The following is a 19,868-nucleotide window of genomic DNA, read 5'->3' as shown; positions in this document are numbered from 1 at the left end:
AGCGGCAAGTCCATGCGAACCGCAGTGGTCACCGGCGGCAGCGGCGGGATCGGCAAGGGATGCGGTCGCAAGCTGTGCGAGCTGGATTACGACGTGGTGCTGGTAGCCCGGCGCGAGGGCCCGCTGCGCGCGGCCGCCGAGGAGCTCGGTGCGCGATACGTCGTGGCCGATGCGTCCGACCCGGACGGATTTGCTTCTGCGATAAGCACATTGGACACGATCGACCTCGTCGTTCACGCGGCCGGCACGCTGGGCGGAACCTACGCGCGCAAGCAGACCTTCGAGCAGTGGCGGACGATCATTTCGGCCAACCTGGATTCGTGCTTCGTCGTCACCGCCGCGGCACTGCCCCGGATGCGCGCGGGCTCGCGGTTCGTGTTCATCTCGTCGTCGGCGGCGCACGAGCCCATGATGGCCCGCACCGCCTACTCCGCGTCGAAGGCCGGCATGAACGCGTTCGCCCGCGCGTTGGCGCTCGAGGTCGACCGCGACGGTATCGCCGTGCACATCGTCACGCCCGGCCCGGTGGAAACCGAGATGCTGCAGGATGTTCCCTTCGAGATGTACGCAATTCGCGTGTCCGACGTCGCGGATGCGGTCGCCTGGCTGGACACCGTCGACCCGTCGGTCGACCTGCCGGAGATACGGCTTTCCGCCGTGCAGCGGGGCCCGTATGCCCGCCCGCCGGTGGTGCCTACCGAAGCGCGGCGCCGGCGTCAGGGAACGCCTTGATCACCGATTCGCCGAACTCCCGCAGCGAATCGGGCTTGGCGAAATCGGCGAACCACACATAGAACCGCTCGACGCCCTGGCCGGCCAGACCGCCGAAGTGCCGAATCAGCTCGTCGGCGTCCCCGCACACCAGGCCCGACCCCAGGGTGCCGAATCGTCGGGTGCTCACCTCGCGGACGGCGTTCGGATCGTCGCCCGACCGGGCGAACCCGATCATCTGCTGAACCGAGACCCGCGCGGATCCCGTTCGCGGGGCCAGCTTCGGCAGCCGGTCGAGGCGATCCGCCTGCAGATTCCACCAATCCGCATAGTTACGAACGAGTTCCATCATGCGCGGTCCGCTGCCGCCCAGGACCAGCGGTATCGGATGGTTCCGGTTGGGTAGCTGAACGGGGCCGCCGCCGTCGGCGCCGTCGCCCCAGTACTGGCGGAGCAGGGCCAGGTGACGGCCGAGCTGCGCAACGCGGGCCACCGGATCCTGTTGGCCTACTTCGAATCTGCTGAATTCCGCGGGCCAGGATCCCGCGCCGAGGCCGAGGTCGAATCTCCCTTCGGAAGCCTCCGACAGGGTGACGGCTTGCTTGGCGAGCACGGCGGGATGCCGGAAGGCGTCGCACAGCACCAGGTGACCGATGCGCAGCCGCTGGGTCTTGGCCGCCACCCACGTCGCAATCGCCATTGCCTCCCAAATGCTTTCGTTGGGCAGCCCGGGAGCTTCCAGATGATCGATGAAGGCGATTCCGTCGAAGCCGCTGGCCTCGGCGTGCAGCGCCCGATCGGCGATGTCGGCCGCGGACAACCTCACCTGCGGCAGGAACAGATACCACTCGACCATGCGCCCACCCAATGCTCGCGCCGATTGCAACAGCGTCGCTAGTTTACTATTTTTATTATGTTAGGGGTCTTATGGACGTCGGTCTGACTTCGGAGCAGCTGTCGCTGCGCGACACTGTGCGCGACATCCTGCGCACCGAGTGTCCCCCCGACGCCGCTCGGCAAGCGATGACCGACCCCGAACGCTGGCGCGCCCTGTGGAAGACGGTGGTCGACCTCGGCTGGACGGAACTTGCCGCACCCGAGGCTAGCGGCGATTACGGGCCCGTCGAGCTGGCGGTTGTTCTCGAGGAGTGCGGCGCCGCAATCGCGCCGATCCCGTTGCTGAGCAGCGTCGGCCTGGCCGCGGGTGCGTTGCGCGCCGGTGGCCTCGACGCGGCACTGGCCGACATCGCCGGCGGCGTCGTCGCCACCCTGGCAGTGCACTGCCCCGGCCGCCGACTGCCCGGGGCCCCGATGACCCTGCGGGACGGGCGCCTGCGCGGACGGGCCGTCGCGGTGCCCAACCTGTCCCGGTCGGAGCTGATCGTCACGCTGGCCCGATCCGATGACGGCGTCCTGGTGGCCGTGGCCCGCTGCGGCGACGGGGTGACGCCGGTGCCGCCGGGCGAGTCGACCGACCCCGCACAACCGGTGGCCGACGTGGAGATCGACGTCGAGCCGTTGGCGGCCGCACCGGTCGGCGTCGGGTCGGCGCTGACGGCGCCGTTGGTAGCCGCCGCGGCCGACCTGGTCGGCGTGGCAAGCGCCGCCCTGCACCGATCCGTCGATCATGCCAAGGCGCGCCGTCAGTTCGGCACCCCCATCGGGGCGTTCCAGGGGATCAAGCACGCGCTGGCCGACAACTACGTCGGCCTGGAACGCGCCCGCAGCCTCACGTATGCGGCGGCGGCCCGCCTCGGCGACCCTAGCGTCGCGCCCGCGGACGCTTGGACCGCAGCGGCGCTGGCCAAGGCGGCGGCCGGCGACGCCGCGGCCAATTGCGCGCGCACCGCGGTGCAGGTGCACGGCGCGCTGGCGCAGACCTGGGAACACGACATCCACCTCTATGTCCGGCGTGCGTGGCAAGGCGCCGCACTACTCGGCGACAGTCGCGCGCTCTACCACGCGGTGGGCCGCCGTTTTGCGGGGGGCGCGGCGTGAGCGCCGTCGTGCAGGAATTCGCCGCCTGGCTGACGGAATTCCTGCCGAACGACTACTACGAGAGGTATCGCCAGTATCGCTGGGACCTCGCCCTGCGGCGCGACTATCAACGGGCCGCGTTCGAGGCCGGATGGATACAACCGACGTGGCCCCGCGAACACGGCGGTCGATCACTGGGCCTGCGCGACGCCATGGAAGTGCGACTCGAGGGGGCGATGCGCTCGGCGCCCAAGCTGCCCAACATCGCCGGCCCCAACGTCGCCGCGCCCGGCATTCGCCAGTTCGGCACGCCCGCGCAGATCGACCGCCTGCTGGTGCCCCTGCTGCGCGGCGACGAATGGTGGGCGCTGGGCATGTCCGAGCCCGAAGCCGGGTCGGATTTCGCCGGCTTGCGCACTCGCGCCGAGCGCGACGGAGACGCGTTCCGGGTCAACGGTCACAAGATCTGGACCACCCAGGCACACGAGTCGCGGTGGTGCACGCTGTATGCGCGCACCGATCCGGACGCACCGAAACACCGCGGCATCTCGTGCCTGATCCTCGACCTGCACTCGCCCGGGGTGCGGATCGAACCCATCCGGATGGCGTCAATCTCCGACGAGACGTTCTGCGAGCTCTTCCTCGACGACGTCGAGGTGCCCGCCGAAAACCTGCTGGGGCCACTGCACGGCGGTTGGAACGTCGCGCTGGCCTCGCTGCAGCACGAGCGCCAGATGATCTGGGTGATGAACTGGGTCGAGATCAAGCGCGGCCTCGACTCGGTCCGCGGCGCCCACGACGACGATCTTTACACCGAGCTCGGCTCGCTGCTCGCCGATGCCGAAGCCCTGCGGGCCACCGGCTACCGCGCGCTCGGCGACGAATTGGCGGGACGGCCCAGCCCCGAAGCCGACATCCTGAAACTGCTCGGATCGGTTACCCTGCAACGTGTTTGGGAGCTCAGCGCGACCGCGGCGGGCCCGCGTTCGGCGGGCGACCCCGATCTGCTCTTCGAACGCCAGGATGCGCTGGCGGCAACCATCTACGGCGGAACGTCGGAGGTCCAGCGCAACATCATCGCCGAGCGGGTGCTCGGGCTGCCGAAGGGATGAGCACGATGGACTACGACCTCGGCAACGATGCCGGCCAACTGCGAAACCACTTGCGGGAGCTGATAGCCAATCACATTCCCGCCGACTTCCTGGGCGCCTGCACCGACGATCCCCGCGACCTGGCAACCACCGAAACATTCTGCAAGCTGCTCGCCTCCGAGGGGCTGCTGGCCCTGGCCTGGCCGAAAGAGCATGGGGGCGGCGGTGGTTCGGTGTGGCAGCAGACGGTGCTGCGCGAGGAAATGTGGGCCCAACACGAGCCGCGCGGTCCGCAGTACATGGGGATCAACTGGGTGGGTCCGGCGCTGATGCGTTACGGCACCGCCGAACAGAAGGCCAAGCACCTGGCGGCCATCGCCTCCGGGGACGTGATCTGGTGCCAAGGCTTTTCCGAACCCGAGGCCGGAAGCGACCTCGCATCGTTGCGTACCCGCGCCACGCCCGACGGAGACGGCTGGCGCATCACCGGCCAGAAGGTCTGGACGTCGTACGCGCTGATGGCGTCCTGGTGCGTGCTGGCGGCCTGCACCGACCCCGACGCTCCAAAGCCCAAGCGGCTCACCCTGTTTCTGATCCCGATGGACCGGCCCGGTTTCACCGTCCGGCCCATCGGATCGATGCTCGGACCGCACCACCTCAACGAGATGTTCCTCGACGACGTGCCGGCGTACCCCGGCGACGTCCTCGGCGAGATCGGCGATGGGTGGCGGGTGATGCGCGAGGCGCTCGCATTCGAGCGGGTGGGCATCGCGCGGTACGCCCGCTGTGAATCGCTGCTCGACCGGATGCGCACCGAGCTCGGCGACGACTGGAATGCGTTGCCCGAATCGATTCGCGCCCGCTGGGTACGTGCGTTGGTGGACCTCCGGGTGGCGCGGCTGCTGGCCTATCGGGCGGTGTCGCTGCAGGACGATGCCGCGGCGGGCGCGGCCGCCAGCGCCGCTCGGATCGTCACCACGACGTGCGATCAGCAGGTGGCCGAGCTGCTGTTCGACGTGCTGGGTCCCACCGCGCTCGACAGCGGCGCCTCGGCACCGTTGCACGGAGCGATCGAAGACCATTGGCGTTACGCACAGGCGGCCACCGTGGCATCGGGCACCATCGAGGTGCAGAAAATGCTGGTGGCGCGTGACGTGTTGGGAGGGCACCGGTGAAAACCGATCTGCCACAAGATATCAGCGACTTCGCCGACGTTGCCGCCAAGCGGCTCACTCGGTTGGGCGGGCCGCCTGCGGCGCTGCGCGCCGAGACAGATGACGAGGTTCGGCGGTCGGCGCGCGCGGCGCTGAGCGAGGTCGGCGCGTTCGAGCTCGACGTCCGCTCGGCGGCCGACGATCTGCTGGCCGCCGCGGTGCTCTGTCAGGCCGCCGGCGCGACGGCGCTGCCCTATCCGCTCGTCGAAGAGCTGCTGACGATCGACGGCGCCCGCCTGGCCCTGGTCAATCCGGACGCGCCGCGCATCGATCACGGCGATCTGCCCGGCGACTGGATCGCCGCGGACCTGGACGGCAACCGCTACCACCCGCAGCCCGGGTCGCGGACCAATGCGAAACTGGGGCCGTTTCTGGTGCCGGCCACCCTGAGCGCACCGGATGGAACCGTCCCGGCCGCCGACGTTAATCTTCATCTCGTGCTGGGATCATGGCGGATTCTGGGAGCGGTGCAACAGTCGCTGCGAATCGTCACCGAACACGTGCGCGCCCGCATCCAGTTCGGCAAGCCGCTGGCAGACTTCCAGGCGGTCCGTTTCGCCGTCGCGGACGCCGCCGTTGCGGTGCGCGGGCTCCACGAGCTGGCTAAATACACCATCTCCCGTCCGGAATCGGTAGCACCGCAAGCCCGTTCGGCCGACGCGCTCGTCCTTCGACTCAAGGCATCCGACACCGCGCGGCAGGTGCTGCGGACCTCCCATCAATTGCTCGGCGCGCTGGGCTTTTGCGACGAGTCCGACGTCAGCGTGCTCGACCGGCACACCCAGCCGCTGATCCGATTGCCGCTGAGCACCGAGGAGCTGACGCTGCGGCTGATACCCGGTGTGCCGGACGGCTCGCTGGAGACACTGTTCAGCGGTCCGGTATCGGCATGAGCACCCAGCCCGTCGCGCCTTCGGCAACACCCAACCCGCTCGAAGACGGAATCCCGTTCGGGACCAAACTGGCGCAGCTCGCCGAAGAGCGGCGCGACGACACGGCGGTGACGGTCGTCGCGCTCGACGGCAGCGCACAGTCGCTGACGTTCGGTGAGCTCGACGCCCGCGCCAACCAGTGGGGACGTGCGCTGGCGGCCAGCGGCGGCGAGACGGGTTCCCTTGTCGCGCTTGCTATCCCGAATTCAGTACACCTCGTGCTGGGGACCCTCGGATGCTGGAAGATCGGCGCGGTTCCCGTACCCATGCACTGGGACCTGCCCGAGTGGGAGCGAGAGCGGGTGCGCGAGGTGATCGACCCCGCCGTCGTCGTCGACGAAACCACCCGTTGGGAGTTAGAGGCGCGCGCGGGCGTCGAGTCCACGAGCCCGCTGCCCGAGGCCGTTGCCCCCCACTCCAACGGCATCTGCAGCAGCGGGTCGACCGGCGTGCCGAAGGTGATTCTCAGCCTCGCGCCGTCGCTGTGGACGCCGCAGCACGGCGAACCGTTTCTGGCGAACTGGACGCCGGTGGCCCAGCCCCAGACCATCATGGTGCCCGCGCCCATGTATCACACCAACGGGTTCGCCACCTTCCTGTTCCTGCTCGCCGGCGACCATCTGGTGGTGCTCGAAAAGTTCGACGCGGCACTGGTTTTGGATGTGATCGAACGCTATCGGATCACCAACTTCACGGCCACGCCAACCATGCTGTCGCGCATCGCGGCCCGGCCCGACGTCCGGCAGCGCGACCTGTCCAGCGTGGTGTTCATCCTGCAGGGCGCAGCGGTGATGCCGCCGTCGCTCATGCACACCTGGTGCGAGCTGCTCAGCCCCGAGCGGATCGTGACGGCGTACGGCATGACCGAGAACCTCGGGCTGACCGCGTTGCGGGCCGACGAGTGGCTCGCTCACCCGGGCAGCGTCGGCCGCGGCTTCCGCGACACCGAGATCCGGATCCTGGACGCCGACAAGAAACCGCTCGGTCCCGGCGAACACGGCGAGGTCTATCTGCGCGCGCCGATGAGCGCGGGATCCCGCTACCTGGGCGGCGCGGCGCCACTGCCGTCGACCGACGACGGCTTCGTGTCGGCCGGCGACATCGGATACCTGGACGACGACGGCTACCTCTACATCGTCGACCGCCGCGTCGACATGATCGTCACCGGCGGCGCGAATGTCTTTCCCGCCGAGGTGGAGTCGGCACTCGCGGGTCACCCGGGCATTGCCGACGTGGTGGTCATCGGGCTCTCCGATCCGCAGTGGGGACGTCGCGTGCATGCCGTGGTGCAACTTGCCGACGGGCAAGACAGGCTCACCGAGCAGCAGGTGATCGAGTACGCCAAAAGCCGGCTCGCCCACTACAAGGCTCCCAAGACCGTCGAGTTCGTCGACGCGATTCCCCGCACCGCGGCGACCAAGGTCAATCGCTCGGCGATGATCGCGGCCCGGGGCGGTTGATCAGGCCCGTCTTGGCGGGAATTCGGCGCGCTGCGCGATGGCATCGCGATAGGCGTACACCCGATTCGAGACCGTCCCCAGCACGGCAATGGTGCGGCCGCCACGTCCGTAGGCCGCGAGGAATTCCCACCTGTCGGGATCGCCTTCGATAACCTCGAGCGCATCGTAATCGGTTGGTACGCCCAGCATTTGCACCTTCACGTCGTACTGATCGGACCAGAAATATGGCACGTCGACGTACGCCTCCGCGTCGTCCGGCCCCGCCAGCAGCGTCCGGGCGGCGAATGCGCCCTGACGTCCGGCATCGTCCCAGTGCTCGGTACGCAGGTGTCGTTCGTACAGCGGATGAAACCAGCGCGCGACATCGCCGGCGGCGACGACGTCGGTGCCGCTCTCGACCGCTCCCGTGGCATCGCAGAGCACGCCGTCGTCCACAGGCAATCCCGAGCCCTCGAGCCAATCGGTGGCGGGAGTCACGCCCAGTCCGATGACGGCGAGATCGGCCGGAACCTGTGAACCATCGGTGAGCCGAACCGCCTCCACGCGGCCGTCGCCGACGAACGCGTCGACACCCACGCCGACCCGTAAGTCCACTCCATGGTCGCGGTGCAGGTCCGCCCAGCGAGGTGCCAGCTCGCCGCCCAAGGCGGCCAGTAGTGGGCTCGTGGCCTTCTCGATCAGCACCACGTCCAGGCCCAACGACCGGCAACTCGCGGCGACCTCGGCACCGATGAACCCGCCGCCGACCACCACGACCCGGGGCCGCGAGCCCAACCGGTGGCGGATCGCCAGGCAATCCTCGACCGTGCGCAGCACGAACACACCGTCGGGAACCGGGCCCGGCCATTGGCGCGGGACCGCGCCGCTGGCGATCACCAGCCCGTCGAATCGCACTGCCAGATCCTGGTTTTCGTCACGCACGTGGACCACCCGCGCGGCCATGTCCAGCTTGAGCGCCGATGCCCCTCGCAGCACACGCGCCTCGAAGTCGAACTGCGGAGCCAGGTCGACACCCGCCCGGTGCACCTCGCCGGTAAGCAACTTCTTCGACAGCGGCGGGCGATGGTAGGGGGCTTGCCGCTCGGAACCCACGATGGTCAGCGCACCGTCGTAGCCCTCTTGCCGCAGGGTCTCGGCCGCCCGCGTGCCAGCCACGCCCGCACCGACCACGACCACGTCCTTCAGCTGACGACTCGGCATCGGCTCACTCCTCCACCTTGATCGCCTGCGTGGGACAAGACACTTCGGCGCCAATCAGCTGCTGGCGCAACTCCGCGGGCGGCTCGTCCTGGAGCAAGTGGAGCCCGTCTTCTCGCACGTCGAACACCTCATGGCAAATGCTCATGCAGACGCCGTTGCCGTCGCAGGTGTCCAGATCCACCGAAACCTTCATCGAACCTCAGCCCTTTCCGCTGCTACGCCGGAAACCCCGCGGGAAACGTCGGGTCCGCCCGACTTGGCCTGAGCGCGCGCCCGCTCCTGGGCCGCCTTCGCCACCGGCGAGTAGTTGAGGTAGTCGACCGCCATCTGGGTGGACGCCTCGTCGTTGGGATGGTGGCTGGGCCGCAGATACCGGACCGGCGTCGTCACCATGAGCTTCCAGGGGCCGACCACCCGGTACTCGCGGGCGGCCCACAGCCAGTCCCGCCACCGCCACTTTTGGTCGATGGTCGGATCCTGGGCCATCAGGTAGCGAGCGCCCGCGATCCACCAGCCGACGAACAACGGTGTGGTGAAGAACATCGAGAACGCCCTGATCCAGTAGTTGCCGCTGACGTGCTGGAAGACGTCGTACACCAGCGAGCGGTGCTCGACCTCTTCGGCGCCGTGCCAGCGCAGCAGGTCCAGCATCATGGGATCGGCCTTCGCGTAGTCCAGGCCTCGGTTGGTCAGCACCCACTGGCCCAGCATCGCGGTGTAATGCTCGAGCGCGGCCACATCGGCCAGCCGGCGATACAGCCACCACCGTTTCAGTGCCGGCGGAAACCACTTGGGGGCGTCACCCAGCGTTATCGACAACAGTCTCCCGAGCCGGTCGGTGTACGGCTTGGTGTCGATGCCCTGCTCGGCCAGGTGGTCCAGCACGATCTGGTGCGCCCAGGCGTGCCAGGACTCCTGCTGGATGAACGGCTTGATGGCCGCCTCCAACTCGGGGTCATCGACCAGCGACGACGCCTCGAGGACGGCCTTGATGAAGTGCCGCTCACCCTCGGGAAGCAACAGATGCAGGACGTTGATCATGTGGGTCGTAAACGGGTCGCCGGGCACCCAGTGAAGGGGTGTGTCGGACCAATCGAAACGGACCATCCGCCGGTACTTCGGGTGTCCTTCGTGGTGAAGTTGGACCTCTGGCATGAGAAGCTCCTCCCGCCGACGAAGCGCCTCCGCCGGTTCCTTCGTTGCCTCGAAGCGAACAGTCAAGCCACCAGCGAAGCGAACGGCGCCGCGCCGCGGAACAACTGTTCACTCAAGCGCGTACCCGCCCGAGTCACGGGTTATTCGTACCGTCGGTACTGCTTTCCTGAGAGTTCAATCAGGAAGCGGCGGATTCCAATTCACGTATCCGCTGCAGCGCTACCTTCGTCAATCGCATCGACAACGCCGGCGAGAGCCGCTCCAGGTACCAAAACGCCTTCCACCATGCCGGTACCACGATGATCGCGTCTCCCCGCAACACGGCACGAAGCGCGCGCTCGGCGAACTTCTCGGGCGCCATCGGCCGCAACCGCTCCCACGATTTCAGAATGTCCTCGTCACTGACGCCGGGCATATCGACCCGTCCATACTTACCGCCGGTGAGGATCGGCGTCCGGATCGCACCCGGACAAAGCACGGATACCCGCACCCCGTGGCGATCGGCCTCCACCCGCAACGCCTTCGAAATTCCGACGACCGCGTGTTTGGTGGCGGTGTAGCTCACCGAGCCGGGCGAGGCGACGAGACCGGCCATCGACGCCGTGTTCACGATGTGACCGGAGCCCTGTCGGATCATGATCGGGTACACCGCTTGAATCCCGTGTACCACGCCGCCCAGGTTCACGTCGAAGACGTCGTTCCAGTCATCGAGCGTGTATGAGTCGGCCTCGCCGGCGACCCCGATGCCGGCATTGTTGAACAGGTAGTCGACCCGGCCGGATTGCTCTACCGCTGCGGCGACGGCGCCCTCGAACGACGAGTAGTCGCGCACGTCGAGCTCGACCGCATGCGCCCTTGCACCGCGATTGTCGAGGCGTTGTGCCAGCTCCTGCGCCAGCCCGATCTGCCGATCGGCGATCCAGACCTCGGCACCCCCGTCGAACAGCTTTGTTGTCAACGCGGCACCGATGCCGGACGCTCCGCCGGTAACGAATGCGATCTTCCCTGTCACCGTCGCGGCCATGGCGGCAGGATATTCGGTTTCCACCTTCGCGGATATGCCACAACGCGCGGTAACCTCATTCTCATGACCGGTCCCAACGATGAAACCGAAGTGACGCGCGCCGAGCGCTTCATCAAAACGGCAGTCGCGATACTGGGCGAAACCGGACGCACCGACTTCACCGTGCAGGAGGTCGTGGCACGCTCCAAGACCTCGCTGCGGGCCTTCTACCAGCATTTCGGCAGCAAGGACGAGTTATTGCTGGCGCTGTTCGACAGGACCATCGCGCAATCCGCGCAGGGCTGGCGCGCTGAGACCACCGGCCTGGACAGCACCTCCGCACTCAAGCTGCTGATCGACCGCGTCAGCCAACAACCGGAATCAACCACCCAGGACAGCCTCAATCGCGCGCTCGGCCTCTACAACCAGTACCTGGCCGAGACCCGTCCGCGCGAATACGCGCGCGTGCTCTCCCCCATGCACCAACTGATTCGGGACATCGTCGGGCAAGGCATCACCGAGGGCGTGTTCAACCCTGGACTCGACGTCGGCGCGGCGGCCGCGATCGTCATGCAGACGATAGTGGGCGCGCAGCGATTGCATTGGCTGGGCAGCGAATTGAACGGAACGCCGATCGACGCCGGCCAGCTGTATGACTTCTGCAGCCGCGCCCTGGGCATCCGGGAGACCGACGAGGAGTCGGCCGCGCCATCCCTCTCGGAGCTGTTCGCGCAGATCGGCATGCGGCCGGGTTCGCGCGAGGGCGAATTCGCGATGACGATGCCGGTCAGCCCGCAAGTCGTCAACACCTCCGGCGCGCTGCAGGGCGGCTTGATCGCGACGCTCGTGGACGTGGCCGGAGGACAGTTCGGCCTCGAATACCTGCAACCGGGCACCACGATGACGACCGCGGACCTGTTCGTCCGCTATCTGCGGCCGATCCGGCAAGGCTCGGCGTTCGCGGTGCCCCGGATGCTGCGGTCCGGGCGCCGGTCGATGGTCATGCAGGTCGACATTTACGGCGACGGCGACGAGCTCCTCGCGACGGCGACGGTGAACTTCGCGGTGATCGAGGGAACCACGCCCAAGCTCCCCAGCTGGCCGGACGCATAGCCGTCCGGGCACGGGTACACGTTGTTGCGCAAAGGTGGTAACGTCATTACCACCGACTGAGAATCAAGACTGCTGCAAGGAGATCGCCATGCCGTCTCGCGAACTTTCCTTCCCCGTGTTCGACGCCGACAACCACATGTACGAACCGCAGGAAGCGCTGACCAAGTTCCTCCCGGAGAACCGCAAGCACGTGATCGACTACGTACAGGTGCGCGGTCGCACCAAGATCGTGGTGCGCGGCCACATCAGCGAGTACATCCCGAACCCGACGTTCGAGAAGGTCGCCAAGCCGGGCGCCCAGGAGGACTATTTCCGTAACGGCGCCCAGGGCAAGAGCTACCGCGAAATCCTCGGCGAGCCGATGAAGGCCATCCCCGCTTTCCGCGAGCCCGGGCCGCGGCTGGAGGTCATGGACGAGCTCGGCATCGACTACGCCCTGATGTTCCCGACGCTGGCCAGCCTCGTCGAAGAGCGCATGAAGGACGACCCGGAGATGACTCACGACGTCATCCACGCGCTCAACCAATGGATGTACGAAACGTGGTCGTTCAACTACGAGGAGCGCATCTTCGCGACTCCGGTGATCACCTTGCCGATCGTCGAGCGCGCTCTTGAAGAACTCGAATGGGTGCTGGAGCGCGGTGCCCGCACGGTGCTGGTGCGCCCGGCGCCGGTTCCCGGTTTCAAGGGCAGCCGCTCTTTCGGCCTCGAGGAGTTCGACCCGTTCTGGCAGGCCTGCATCAAAGCCGAGCTCCCGGTGTCGATGCACGCCTCGGACAGCGGCTACTCCGAGTTCGCGAACGTGTGGGAGCCGGGTGACGAGTTCCTGCCGTTCAAGCCGACGCCATTCCGCAGCTTCGCGATGGGCCATCGGCCGATCCTGGACGCCATGGGCGCGCTGGTCTGCCACGGCGCGCTGTCGCGCAATCCCGACCTGCGGATCCTGTCCATCGAAAACGGCGCCGACTGGGTGCCAGACCTCTTCAAGGGCCTCAAGGGCGTCTATAAGAAGATGCCGCAGTCGTTCAGCGAGGACCCGGTCGAGGCATTCAAACGCTGCGTCTACATCACCCCGTTCTGGGAGGACCGGTTCACCGAGATCGTCAACATGGTGGGTACCGACCGCGTGCTGTTCGGGTCCGACTGGCCGCACCCCGAGGGCCTGAAGGATCCCATCTCCTTCGTCGACGAGCTCACCGATTTCGAGCAGGACGATGTCGCCAAGATCATGGGCGGCAACCTGATGAAGCTGATGAAGGTCTCGAAGCCGGCCAAGAAGCCCGTGTCCGCCTGACGGCGTTCCCGGATTACACCTAGCGCGCCGCCGAGGTTCGTTCGCGCGTGCCGACTTTGTCTGCCCTGGTGAACATGCGTCCTATAGACGGGCCCGCCCGTGTTGCTATAGAAAAGAACCCACGCAACACCACGGTCAGTATCCAGAGATAGACGGGCATCCATCGCGGCCTCGCCGAGGCGGCCGACTAGGAGCGCACGATGAATCTGGCTCCCGCGGAGTCATTTCCGACCCAGGTCCCTTTGAGCCCTCGACTGCTGTCGGAGCTGGGTGATCCGCACAGCACGCTGAGGGCAACCACCCAACGCAGCGGAACGGTTGTAATCGTTCGCGCGGGCGGTGAGGTCGATGCCTCCAACGAGCACATTTGGCAGCGGCTGGTCGGCGAGGCGGCCGCGGTCGCCAGCGAACCCGGTCCATTCGTTGTCGACGTCAACGGCCTCGGTTTCATGGGTTGCTGCGCGTTCGCCGTCCTGGCCACCGAATCGGAGCGGTGCCGTCGCCGCGGGGTCGAACTTCGGCTGGTGAGCTGCGATCCTAGCGTCGCCCGGGTGGTAGAGGCATGCAATCTCCGCGACGTTCTGTCCCTGCATCCCACCACCGATGCCGCCCTGTCGACGGCGCCCGCAGGGCGTTAGCAAACTGTTGCGCTGAGCACCCGTTACCCGTTGATAGGCTGATTACCTGCGAGTAATTGGATTCGCGCGGGTTTTTGCCCGGTCCGTAAAGGAGGGACGGCCATATGGTCGCCGAAAAGGACTGGGACAAAACCGTGGGCCCGGCCGACGAGGTGCGCCGAATATTCGAGAATGTGCCCGCGATGCTCGTTGGGCTGGAGGGGCCGGACCATCGTTTCGTCGCCGTCAACGCGGCTTACCGCGCCTTCAATCCGACCGGCAACCCCGTGGGAAAGCTTGCGCGGGAGGTCTTTCCAGAGCTGGAGAGCCAGCAGATCTACCACATGTTCGACCGGGTGTATGAAACCGGTGAACCCCAATCCGGGTCGGAGTGGCGGCTGCAGGCCGACTACGACGGTTCCGGATTGCAGGAGAAGTTCTTCGACTTCGTCGTCACACCCCGGCGCCGCGAGGACGGATCAATCATGGGTGTGCAACTCATCTTCGACGATGTCACCTCCCGGGTGCGGGCACGGCTGGCCGCCGAGGCGCGCATCGAGGAGCTGTCCGAGCGCTACCGAAACATGCGCGATTCGGCCACCGTTATGCAGCAGGCGCTACTGGCCCCGTCGGTGCCAGTGGTTCCCGGTGCCGCCATCACGGCGCAGTACCTTGTCGCCGCCGAGGACACAGGTGCCGGAGGCGACTGGTTTGACGCAATCGCCCTCGGGGATCGGCTGGTTCTGATCGTCGGCGATGTCGTCGGCCACGGTGTCGAAGCCGCGGCGGTGATGTCGCAGTTGCGCACCGCCCTTCGGATGCAGATCATTTCGGGCAGCACCATCGCCGAGGCCCTCGATGCTCTGGACCGCTTTCACGAGCACGTACCCGGATCGAAGTCGGCCACCATCTGCGTCGGTTCGCTCGATCACGCCACCGGGGAGTTCCAGTACTGCACCGCCGGACATCCGCCGCCGCTGCTGGTGACCGCCGACGCGCAGTCGCGGTACGTGGAACCGTCGGGCGCGGGCCCGCTCGGCAGCGGGGCCGGATTTCCGGTGTGCTCCGAGCTCCTCGACGTCGGCGACTCGGTCCTGCTGTATTCCGACGGCCTGATCGAGCGTCCCGGCCGGCCGCTGGTTGCCAGCACCGCGGAATTCGCCGACCTGGCCGCTAATGTCGCCGGCGGCAGCAGCGGTTTTCTCATCGACGCGGGGGCGCGGCCGATCGACCGCATCTGTTCGGAAACCCTTGAGTTGCTGCTCCGGTCGACCGGCTACAACGACGACGTCACACTGCTTGCGGCGCAACGGTGTACGCCACCCTCGCCGTTGCACATGACCGTGGATGCGACGATCCACGCGGCACGCGCCGTGCGCCACCGGCTCCGTGATTGGCTGGCGGAGATCGGTGCCTGCGACGACGACATCTCCGATGTGGTGCACGCCATCTCGGAGTTCGTCGAGAACGCCGTCGAACACGGTTACGCCACTACGGTTTCCGACGGCGTTGTCGTCGAGGCATCTTTGTCCGGCGACGGCAACCTCCATGCCTCGGTCAGCGACCACGGCGAGTGGAAGGACTACCGGGAAGGCGAACAGGGCCGCGGTCGCGGCCTCGCGATGGCCGAAGCCTTGGTATCCCGGGCGCTCATCACGCATGGCGCCGACGGAACGACTGCCAGTCTCACGCACCGCCTTTCGCGGCCGGCGAACTTCGTCTCCGATCCGATGATCGGCCGGCCGACATACCAGCGTACGGTCAACTCCGAATTCGTCTCCATGGTCGACGAAGCCGGTCACATCATCGTCAGCGGCGATGTCGATGCCCACACCGCATCCACCCTGGATCGCCAGATTGCAGTCGAAAGCCGCTCGGGCATAGCGTCTTTGACGATCGACCTCAGCGCGGTCACCCACCTGGGATCGGCGGGCATCAGCGCGCTGGCCGCCGCACGGGACCGGGCGCGCATGCAGGGTGGCGACTGTCTGCTGGTGGCACCGCCCGGAAGCCCGGCGCACCACGTCTTATCGCTGGTCCAGATCCCCGTAGTCAGTGGCGACATCGAGAACGTCTTCGTCGAAGATTAGGTCAGCGGGCCTTGCCGTGGCGCACCTGATTGAACGGCACCCCGCGGTCGGCGGCGTATTCCCGTGGAAAGTCCAGCACCCGTTCGCCGATGACGTTGCGGGCCATCTCCGTGGTGCCGCCGCCGATGGCGACATTCTGCCGCGACAGATAACGCAGCCCGGCCTCCAGCCCTTCGCCGATGTCCCCCACCACACCGGCCGCCCCCGTGATCGCCAGCGCCGTGTCCATCTCGAGGGTCACGGTCTCGGAGTGGAAGAGCCGGATGAGCGTGCCGCCGGCCGGGGGCAGCACGCCGTCCCTGACGTTGCGGTACACGTGATCGATCAGCTGCTCGGCCACCGCGCGGTGCACCAGCGCCCGGCCGGCCATTTCGTGCATGCGTTCGTTGTCAGCCTGTCCCGTCTTCTCGGCGAGTTCGGCGTAGTCGATCGGGGTCGTGTGGCCGCCTTCATGGCCCGCGCCGCTGGAGAATTCCGAGCCCTGCCCGACGGCCCGGCGTTCGTGATACAGCTGCCGCGACGCCACCGCCCAGCCACCGTTGACCTCCCCGACGACGGCGTCGTCGCCGACGTCGACCTCGTCGAGGAACTCCTCGCAGAATTCCGTGGAACCGCTCAGCATCGTGATGCGCCGCAACGTGATTCCCGGATGCGCGATGGGCACGAGGAACATCGTCAGGCCTTCGTGCTTGGGCACGTCCCAGTCGGTGCGGGCCAGGCACAGTCCATAATCGGCGGCGAACGCGCTAGTGCTCCACGTCTTGGCGCCGCTGAGCACCCAGCGGTCGTCGCGCCGTTCGGCGCGGGTGAGGACGCCCGCCAGATCCGAGCCGCCGCTGGGCTCCGACAACAGTTGCACCAGAACCTCATCGCCACGCAGCGCGGCAGCGATGTGCTGCCTCTTCTGATCTTCGCTGCCCATATCGAGCAGCGTGGCGCAGCAAATGGTGAACGTCGGGGTGTTGAGGATCAACGGCATCTCGTAGTTGCGGGATTCCTCGTCGAATGCCTTCTGGTATGCGTAATCCAGCCCCTGGCCGCCGTATTCACGGGGAAAACAGATGCCGGCGAATCCCCCTTCGTAGAGCCGCTTTTGCAGTTCGCGAGCCCGCAGCCAGGACTGTTCGTCGTCGCGCGGTGCGGCCGGCGGCGAGTCGGGGTCGATGACAGGCATGTTGTCCGCCAACCACTCTCGCGCGCGGGCGGCGAATTCCGCGACCGTTTCGGCTGCCGTCATCCGGCGTTCGCCATCGACCGGACCGCCTTCTCCGACTCGTACACCCTCAGGTTGTGCTCCTCGGGAGTGCCAAACATCGAGCGGTACAACGTAACCCGCCGCAGGTACAGGTGCAGGTCGTGCTCCCAGGTGACGCCGATGCCACCGTGCATCTGCACGCACGCCTGAACGACGCGCCCCGCGGTCTCCCCGACGTAGGACTTGGCGATGCTGGCCGACAAGCCCGCCTGGGGCGCGCCGGCGGCCACGTCGGCGACCGCTGCGGCAGTGGTGGCGCGGCACGCCTCCAGCCACAGCTTCATGTCTGCGAACCCGTGTTTGAGCGCTTGGTACGACGCGAGCGGGCGACCGAATGTGTGCCGGTCCAGCGCCCACTTGACGGTGAAGTCGAACACCGTCTGCAGGACGCCGACCACCTCCGCGCACTGCAGCACCTGAGCGATCTGGCTCTGCCGGTCGATCAGCGCCGGCGTCTCGGCCGCGCCGCCCACGGCCGCCGACCGCTCCACGACCACACCGTCGAACTGCACCCGCGCGTATTGCTTAACCAGGTCGACCGATTGCTGCGGCACAATGCGTACGCCCGGCGCGTCCGTCGGGACCAGGAATTGGCGAACGTCAGCTGCATTTGGGCCGCAGCGCGCCACCACCAGCAGCAGCGCACTCTGGGCGCCGGCCTCGACGCGGTCCTTGGTGCCGTCGATGCGGTAGCCGGCGTCGGTTTCGGTGGCCGTCACGGACGGATCCAACGGCGCCCAGCCCCGGCCCGGCTCGGACACCGCCCACGAGGCCACCGTTTGGCCCGACATCAGCGACTCGATCGTGTCGGCGTGCGGTTGCGCCTCGGCGCAGCCGGCGAGTGCCGCGAGGACGATGCTGACCGGGTATAGCGGTCCGGGCGCGACCGTCTTGCCCAGCTGCTCGGCGACCATGGCGAGGTCCGCGATGCCGCTGCCCGACACGCTGCCGCCGCCCAATTCCTCCGGAACCAATAGACCCGTCCACCCGAGTTCGGCGGCCCGCTGCCACCATGCAGGATCAAAGGACGCGCCCGCGGCGTGCAGCTCGCGGACATGACGCAGCGGCGCTTCCTTTTGCAGAAAGGCTTGGGTTGTGGAAGCGAAGAGTATCTTTTCGGGAGAGTCGACGGCGGTCATGGTGTCGGCAGGGCCTTCCTGGGCATTCGATCGCCGCTGCCAGGGATGCAAGGTGGAAAGTGTGGGTGGATGATCGTCCGCCTCATCGGTCCTCGTCGGAGTTCGCTGGAGACTCTGATGCTATCAATGAGCAATACAGTAAGAGATACCGGAGTCCAGTCGATAATGATGTTGACCAGCGGTGAGCGCGATGACTAAGGCGAAGGAACCGCCGGAGGATTCGGCCACATCGAAAGCCGACGCGATGGCCCTCCTCGAGGAGGCCGAAGCCGAGGCTGCCGAGGCCGAAGCGCTGGCGGCGGCCGCCCGAGCCCGCGCCCGCGCCGCCCGGCTGCGCCGCGAGGCGCTGGCCAAGGCCGAGCCAGAGCCCGAGACCAAAGACGAGCCCGAGGCTGAGCCCGAGGCCGCCGCCGAGGCCGAAGCTGAGAGCAAGGCCGAGCCCGAGCCCCAGGCCGACGATGCGGAAGCCGCAGAGGTCGAGCCCGAGGAGACGGCCGATGAGGAAGCCTCCGACGAGACCGCCGAGGCCACCGAACCGGCGGCCCGGCCGGCCCGGCGGCGGCGCTGGCTGCCGTCACTGTCCGTGACGTGGAAGGCGGCGGTGATCATCCTGATCGTGGGCTTCGGCGCGGCCAGTGGATACATGGTCTGGCAACACAATTCCGCCACCGAGCGGGACCAGCGCGCCGCGAGGTTCATCGCCGGTGCCAGGCAGGGGGTTATCAACATGACCTCCCTGGACTTCAACAATGCCCAGCACGACGTCCAGCGCGTAATCGACAGCTCCACCGGACAGTTCAGGGACGATTTCCAGCAGCGCGCAAAAGATTTCACGACGGTCGTCCAGCAGTCCAAGGTCGTCACCGAAGGCACGGTCAACAGCGCGGCCCTTGAATCCATGGACGACCATTCCGGAACGGTACTGGTCTCCGCGACCTCGAAGATCACCAATTCCGCGGGCGCCAAGGACGAACCGCGCGCGTGGCGGCTCCGCGTTACCGTGACCGATGACGGCGGCCAGTACAAGATGTCGAAAGTTGACTTCGTGCCATGACCGAAAAGACCACCGAGGCAACCGAAAAGCCCGCAGCGCAGGAATCCGCCGCGCGACCGAACCGGTTACGCATGCTGCGCAACGTGAAACTCGTTCCCGTGATTTTGATCGTGCTGCTGCTGATCTCCGGCGGCTCGGCGGCGTGGCTGTACTTCAACCAGTACAAGCCCCAGCAGCAGACCAGCCCCGACGTGGCCCGGGCGGTGGTCAGCGCGGCGTCGGACGGCACGGTTGCGTTGCTGTCGTACTCCCCGGAGTCGCTGGACAAGGACTTCGCGGCCGCCAAGTCGCACCTCACCGGGGACTTCCTGTCCTATTACAACCAGTTCACCTCGGAGATCGTGGCTCCGGCCGCGAAGCAAAAGTCGCTGAAAACCACGGCTCACATCATGGGCGCGGCGGTGTCGGAGTTGCATCCGAATTCGGCCGTGGTCCTGGTCTTCGTCGACCAGAGCACCACGAGCAAGGACAAACCCGATCCGTCGATGGCGGCCAGCAACGTGCTGGTGAGCCTGACCAGGGTCGACAACCACTGGCTGATCACCAAGTTCGACCCGATCTAA

The 19,868-nt window shown here is 67.1% G+C and carries 19 protein-coding genes; 12 read left to right on the top strand and 7 right to left on the bottom strand.

Features of this window, described 5'->3' with window-relative positions; all coding sequences use genetic code 11:
- Positions 1–12: 12 nt before the first annotated feature.
- A complete protein-coding gene (locus tag A5747_RS19350) occupies positions 13–732 on the top strand; it encodes an SDR family oxidoreductase (protein ID WP_076127334.1) in 720 nt (239 codons plus the stop codon).
- Here the strand turns inward: A5747_RS19350 and A5747_RS19345 are convergent.
- Entirely contained in the window at positions 695–1,567 is an 873-nt protein-coding gene (locus tag A5747_RS19345; RefSeq protein ID WP_076127197.1) for an LLM class flavin-dependent oxidoreductase, read from the bottom strand. The genes A5747_RS19350 and A5747_RS19345 overlap by 38 nt on opposite strands.
- 71 nt (positions 1,568–1,638) lie before the next feature.
- Between A5747_RS19345 and A5747_RS19340 the strand changes: the two genes are divergently transcribed.
- From A5747_RS19340 to A5747_RS19320, 5 genes are read left to right on the top strand one after another with little or no spacing between them, the layout of a single operon-like run.
- Positions 1,639–2,709 carry an acyl-CoA dehydrogenase family protein gene (locus A5747_RS19340; protein WP_076127195.1) on the top strand — a complete coding sequence of 357 codons (1,071 nt, stop codon included), beginning with the start codon at positions 1,639–1,641 and terminating at the stop codon, positions 2,707–2,709.
- Positions 2,706–3,800, top strand: a complete 1,095-nt coding sequence (locus A5747_RS19335) for an acyl-CoA dehydrogenase family protein (protein ID WP_076127193.1) — start codon at positions 2,706–2,708, stop codon at positions 3,798–3,800. The genes A5747_RS19340 and A5747_RS19335 overlap by 4 nt, the downstream gene beginning before the upstream one ends.
- Positions 3,797–4,954: an acyl-CoA dehydrogenase family protein gene (locus A5747_RS19330; RefSeq protein WP_198938221.1), complete on the top strand. Its 1,158-nt coding sequence runs from the start codon at positions 3,797–3,799 to the stop codon at positions 4,952–4,954. Before A5747_RS19335 ends, A5747_RS19330 begins: the two co-directional genes overlap by 4 nt.
- Positions 4,951–5,886: an acyl-CoA dehydrogenase family protein gene (locus A5747_RS19325; RefSeq protein WP_076127191.1), complete on the top strand. Its 936-nt coding sequence runs from the start codon at positions 4,951–4,953 to the stop codon at positions 5,884–5,886. The genes A5747_RS19330 and A5747_RS19325 overlap by 4 nt, the downstream gene beginning before the upstream one ends.
- A complete protein-coding gene (locus tag A5747_RS19320; RefSeq protein ID WP_076127189.1) occupies positions 5,883–7,385 on the top strand; it encodes a class I adenylate-forming enzyme family protein in 1,503 nt (500 codons plus the stop codon). The genes A5747_RS19325 and A5747_RS19320 overlap by 4 nt, the downstream gene beginning before the upstream one ends.
- On the opposite strand, the gene A5747_RS19315 is transcribed toward A5747_RS19320, so the two are convergent.
- From A5747_RS19315 to A5747_RS19300, 4 genes are all read right to left on the bottom strand, one after another.
- Positions 7,386–8,585: an NAD(P)/FAD-dependent oxidoreductase gene (locus tag A5747_RS19315; RefSeq protein ID WP_076127186.1), complete on the bottom strand. Its 1,200-nt coding sequence runs from the start codon at positions 8,583–8,585 to the stop codon at positions 7,386–7,388.
- Positions 8,586–8,589: 4 nt separating this feature from the next.
- Positions 8,590–8,778, bottom strand: coding sequence for a ferredoxin (locus tag A5747_RS19310; protein ID WP_076060441.1), 189 nt, complete (start codon positions 8,776–8,778; stop codon positions 8,590–8,592).
- Positions 8,775–9,740: a metal-dependent hydrolase gene (locus tag A5747_RS19305; protein WP_076127184.1), complete on the bottom strand. Its 966-nt coding sequence runs from the start codon at positions 9,738–9,740 to the stop codon at positions 8,775–8,777. The genes A5747_RS19310 and A5747_RS19305 overlap by 4 nt, the downstream gene beginning before the upstream one ends.
- Positions 9,741–9,918: 178 nt before the next feature.
- On the bottom strand, positions 9,919–10,764 hold the full coding sequence (locus A5747_RS19300) for an SDR family oxidoreductase (protein WP_076127330.1): 846 nt from the start codon (positions 10,762–10,764) through the stop codon (positions 9,919–9,921).
- A 63-nt stretch (positions 10,765–10,827) separates the two neighbouring features.
- Between A5747_RS19300 and A5747_RS19295 the strand changes: the two genes are divergently transcribed.
- From A5747_RS19295 to A5747_RS19280, 4 genes are all read left to right on the top strand, one after another.
- Positions 10,828–11,856 (top strand): hotdog fold thioesterase, encoded by a 1,029-nt coding sequence (locus A5747_RS19295; protein ID WP_076127182.1) that lies wholly within the window; start codon positions 10,828–10,830, stop codon positions 11,854–11,856.
- Positions 11,857–11,944: 88 nt separating this feature from the next.
- Positions 11,945–13,150, top strand: a complete 1,206-nt coding sequence (locus tag A5747_RS19290; RefSeq protein ID WP_076127180.1) for an amidohydrolase family protein — start codon at positions 11,945–11,947, stop codon at positions 13,148–13,150.
- Positions 13,151–13,350: 200 nt separating this feature from the next.
- A complete protein-coding gene (locus A5747_RS19285; protein ID WP_076127178.1) occupies positions 13,351–13,788 on the top strand; it encodes an anti-sigma factor antagonist in 438 nt (145 codons plus the stop codon).
- Positions 13,789–13,892: 104 nt separating this feature from the next.
- The gene (locus A5747_RS19280; RefSeq protein ID WP_076127176.1) at positions 13,893–15,857 is read left to right on the top strand and encodes a SpoIIE family protein phosphatase; all 1,965 of its coding nucleotides are present in this window, start codon (positions 13,893–13,895) and stop codon (positions 15,855–15,857) included.
- Between the two features lies 1 nt (position 15,858).
- Here A5747_RS19280 and A5747_RS19275 read toward each other — a convergent pair whose 3' ends face one another.
- On the bottom strand, positions 15,859–17,094 hold the full coding sequence (locus A5747_RS19275; protein WP_076127174.1) for an acyl-CoA dehydrogenase family protein: 1,236 nt from the start codon (positions 17,092–17,094) through the stop codon (positions 15,859–15,861).
- On the bottom strand, positions 17,091–18,251 hold the full coding sequence (locus A5747_RS19270) for an acyl-CoA dehydrogenase family protein (protein ID WP_076127172.1): 1,161 nt from the start codon (positions 18,249–18,251) through the stop codon (positions 17,091–17,093). The genes A5747_RS19275 and A5747_RS19270 overlap by 4 nt, the downstream gene beginning before the upstream one ends.
- Before the next feature lie 190 nt (positions 18,252–18,441).
- Here A5747_RS19270 and A5747_RS19265 point away from each other — a divergent pair, with 190 nt between their 5' ends.
- Both A5747_RS19265 and A5747_RS19260 read left to right on the top strand, forming a co-directional pair.
- A complete protein-coding gene (locus A5747_RS19265) occupies positions 18,442–19,305 on the top strand; it encodes a hypothetical protein (RefSeq protein WP_076127170.1) in 864 nt (287 codons plus the stop codon).
- Positions 19,302–19,868, top strand: a complete 567-nt coding sequence (locus tag A5747_RS19260) for a hypothetical protein (RefSeq protein ID WP_076127167.1) — start codon at positions 19,302–19,304, stop codon at positions 19,866–19,868. Before A5747_RS19265 ends, A5747_RS19260 begins: the two co-directional genes overlap by 4 nt.

This window comes from Mycobacterium sp. IS-836, assembly GCF_001954275.1.
In the GTDB taxonomy this organism is placed as follows: Bacteria; Actinomycetota; Actinomycetes; order Mycobacteriales; family Mycobacteriaceae; genus Mycobacterium.
This window is presented reverse-complemented; position numbering and strand designations above follow the sequence as displayed.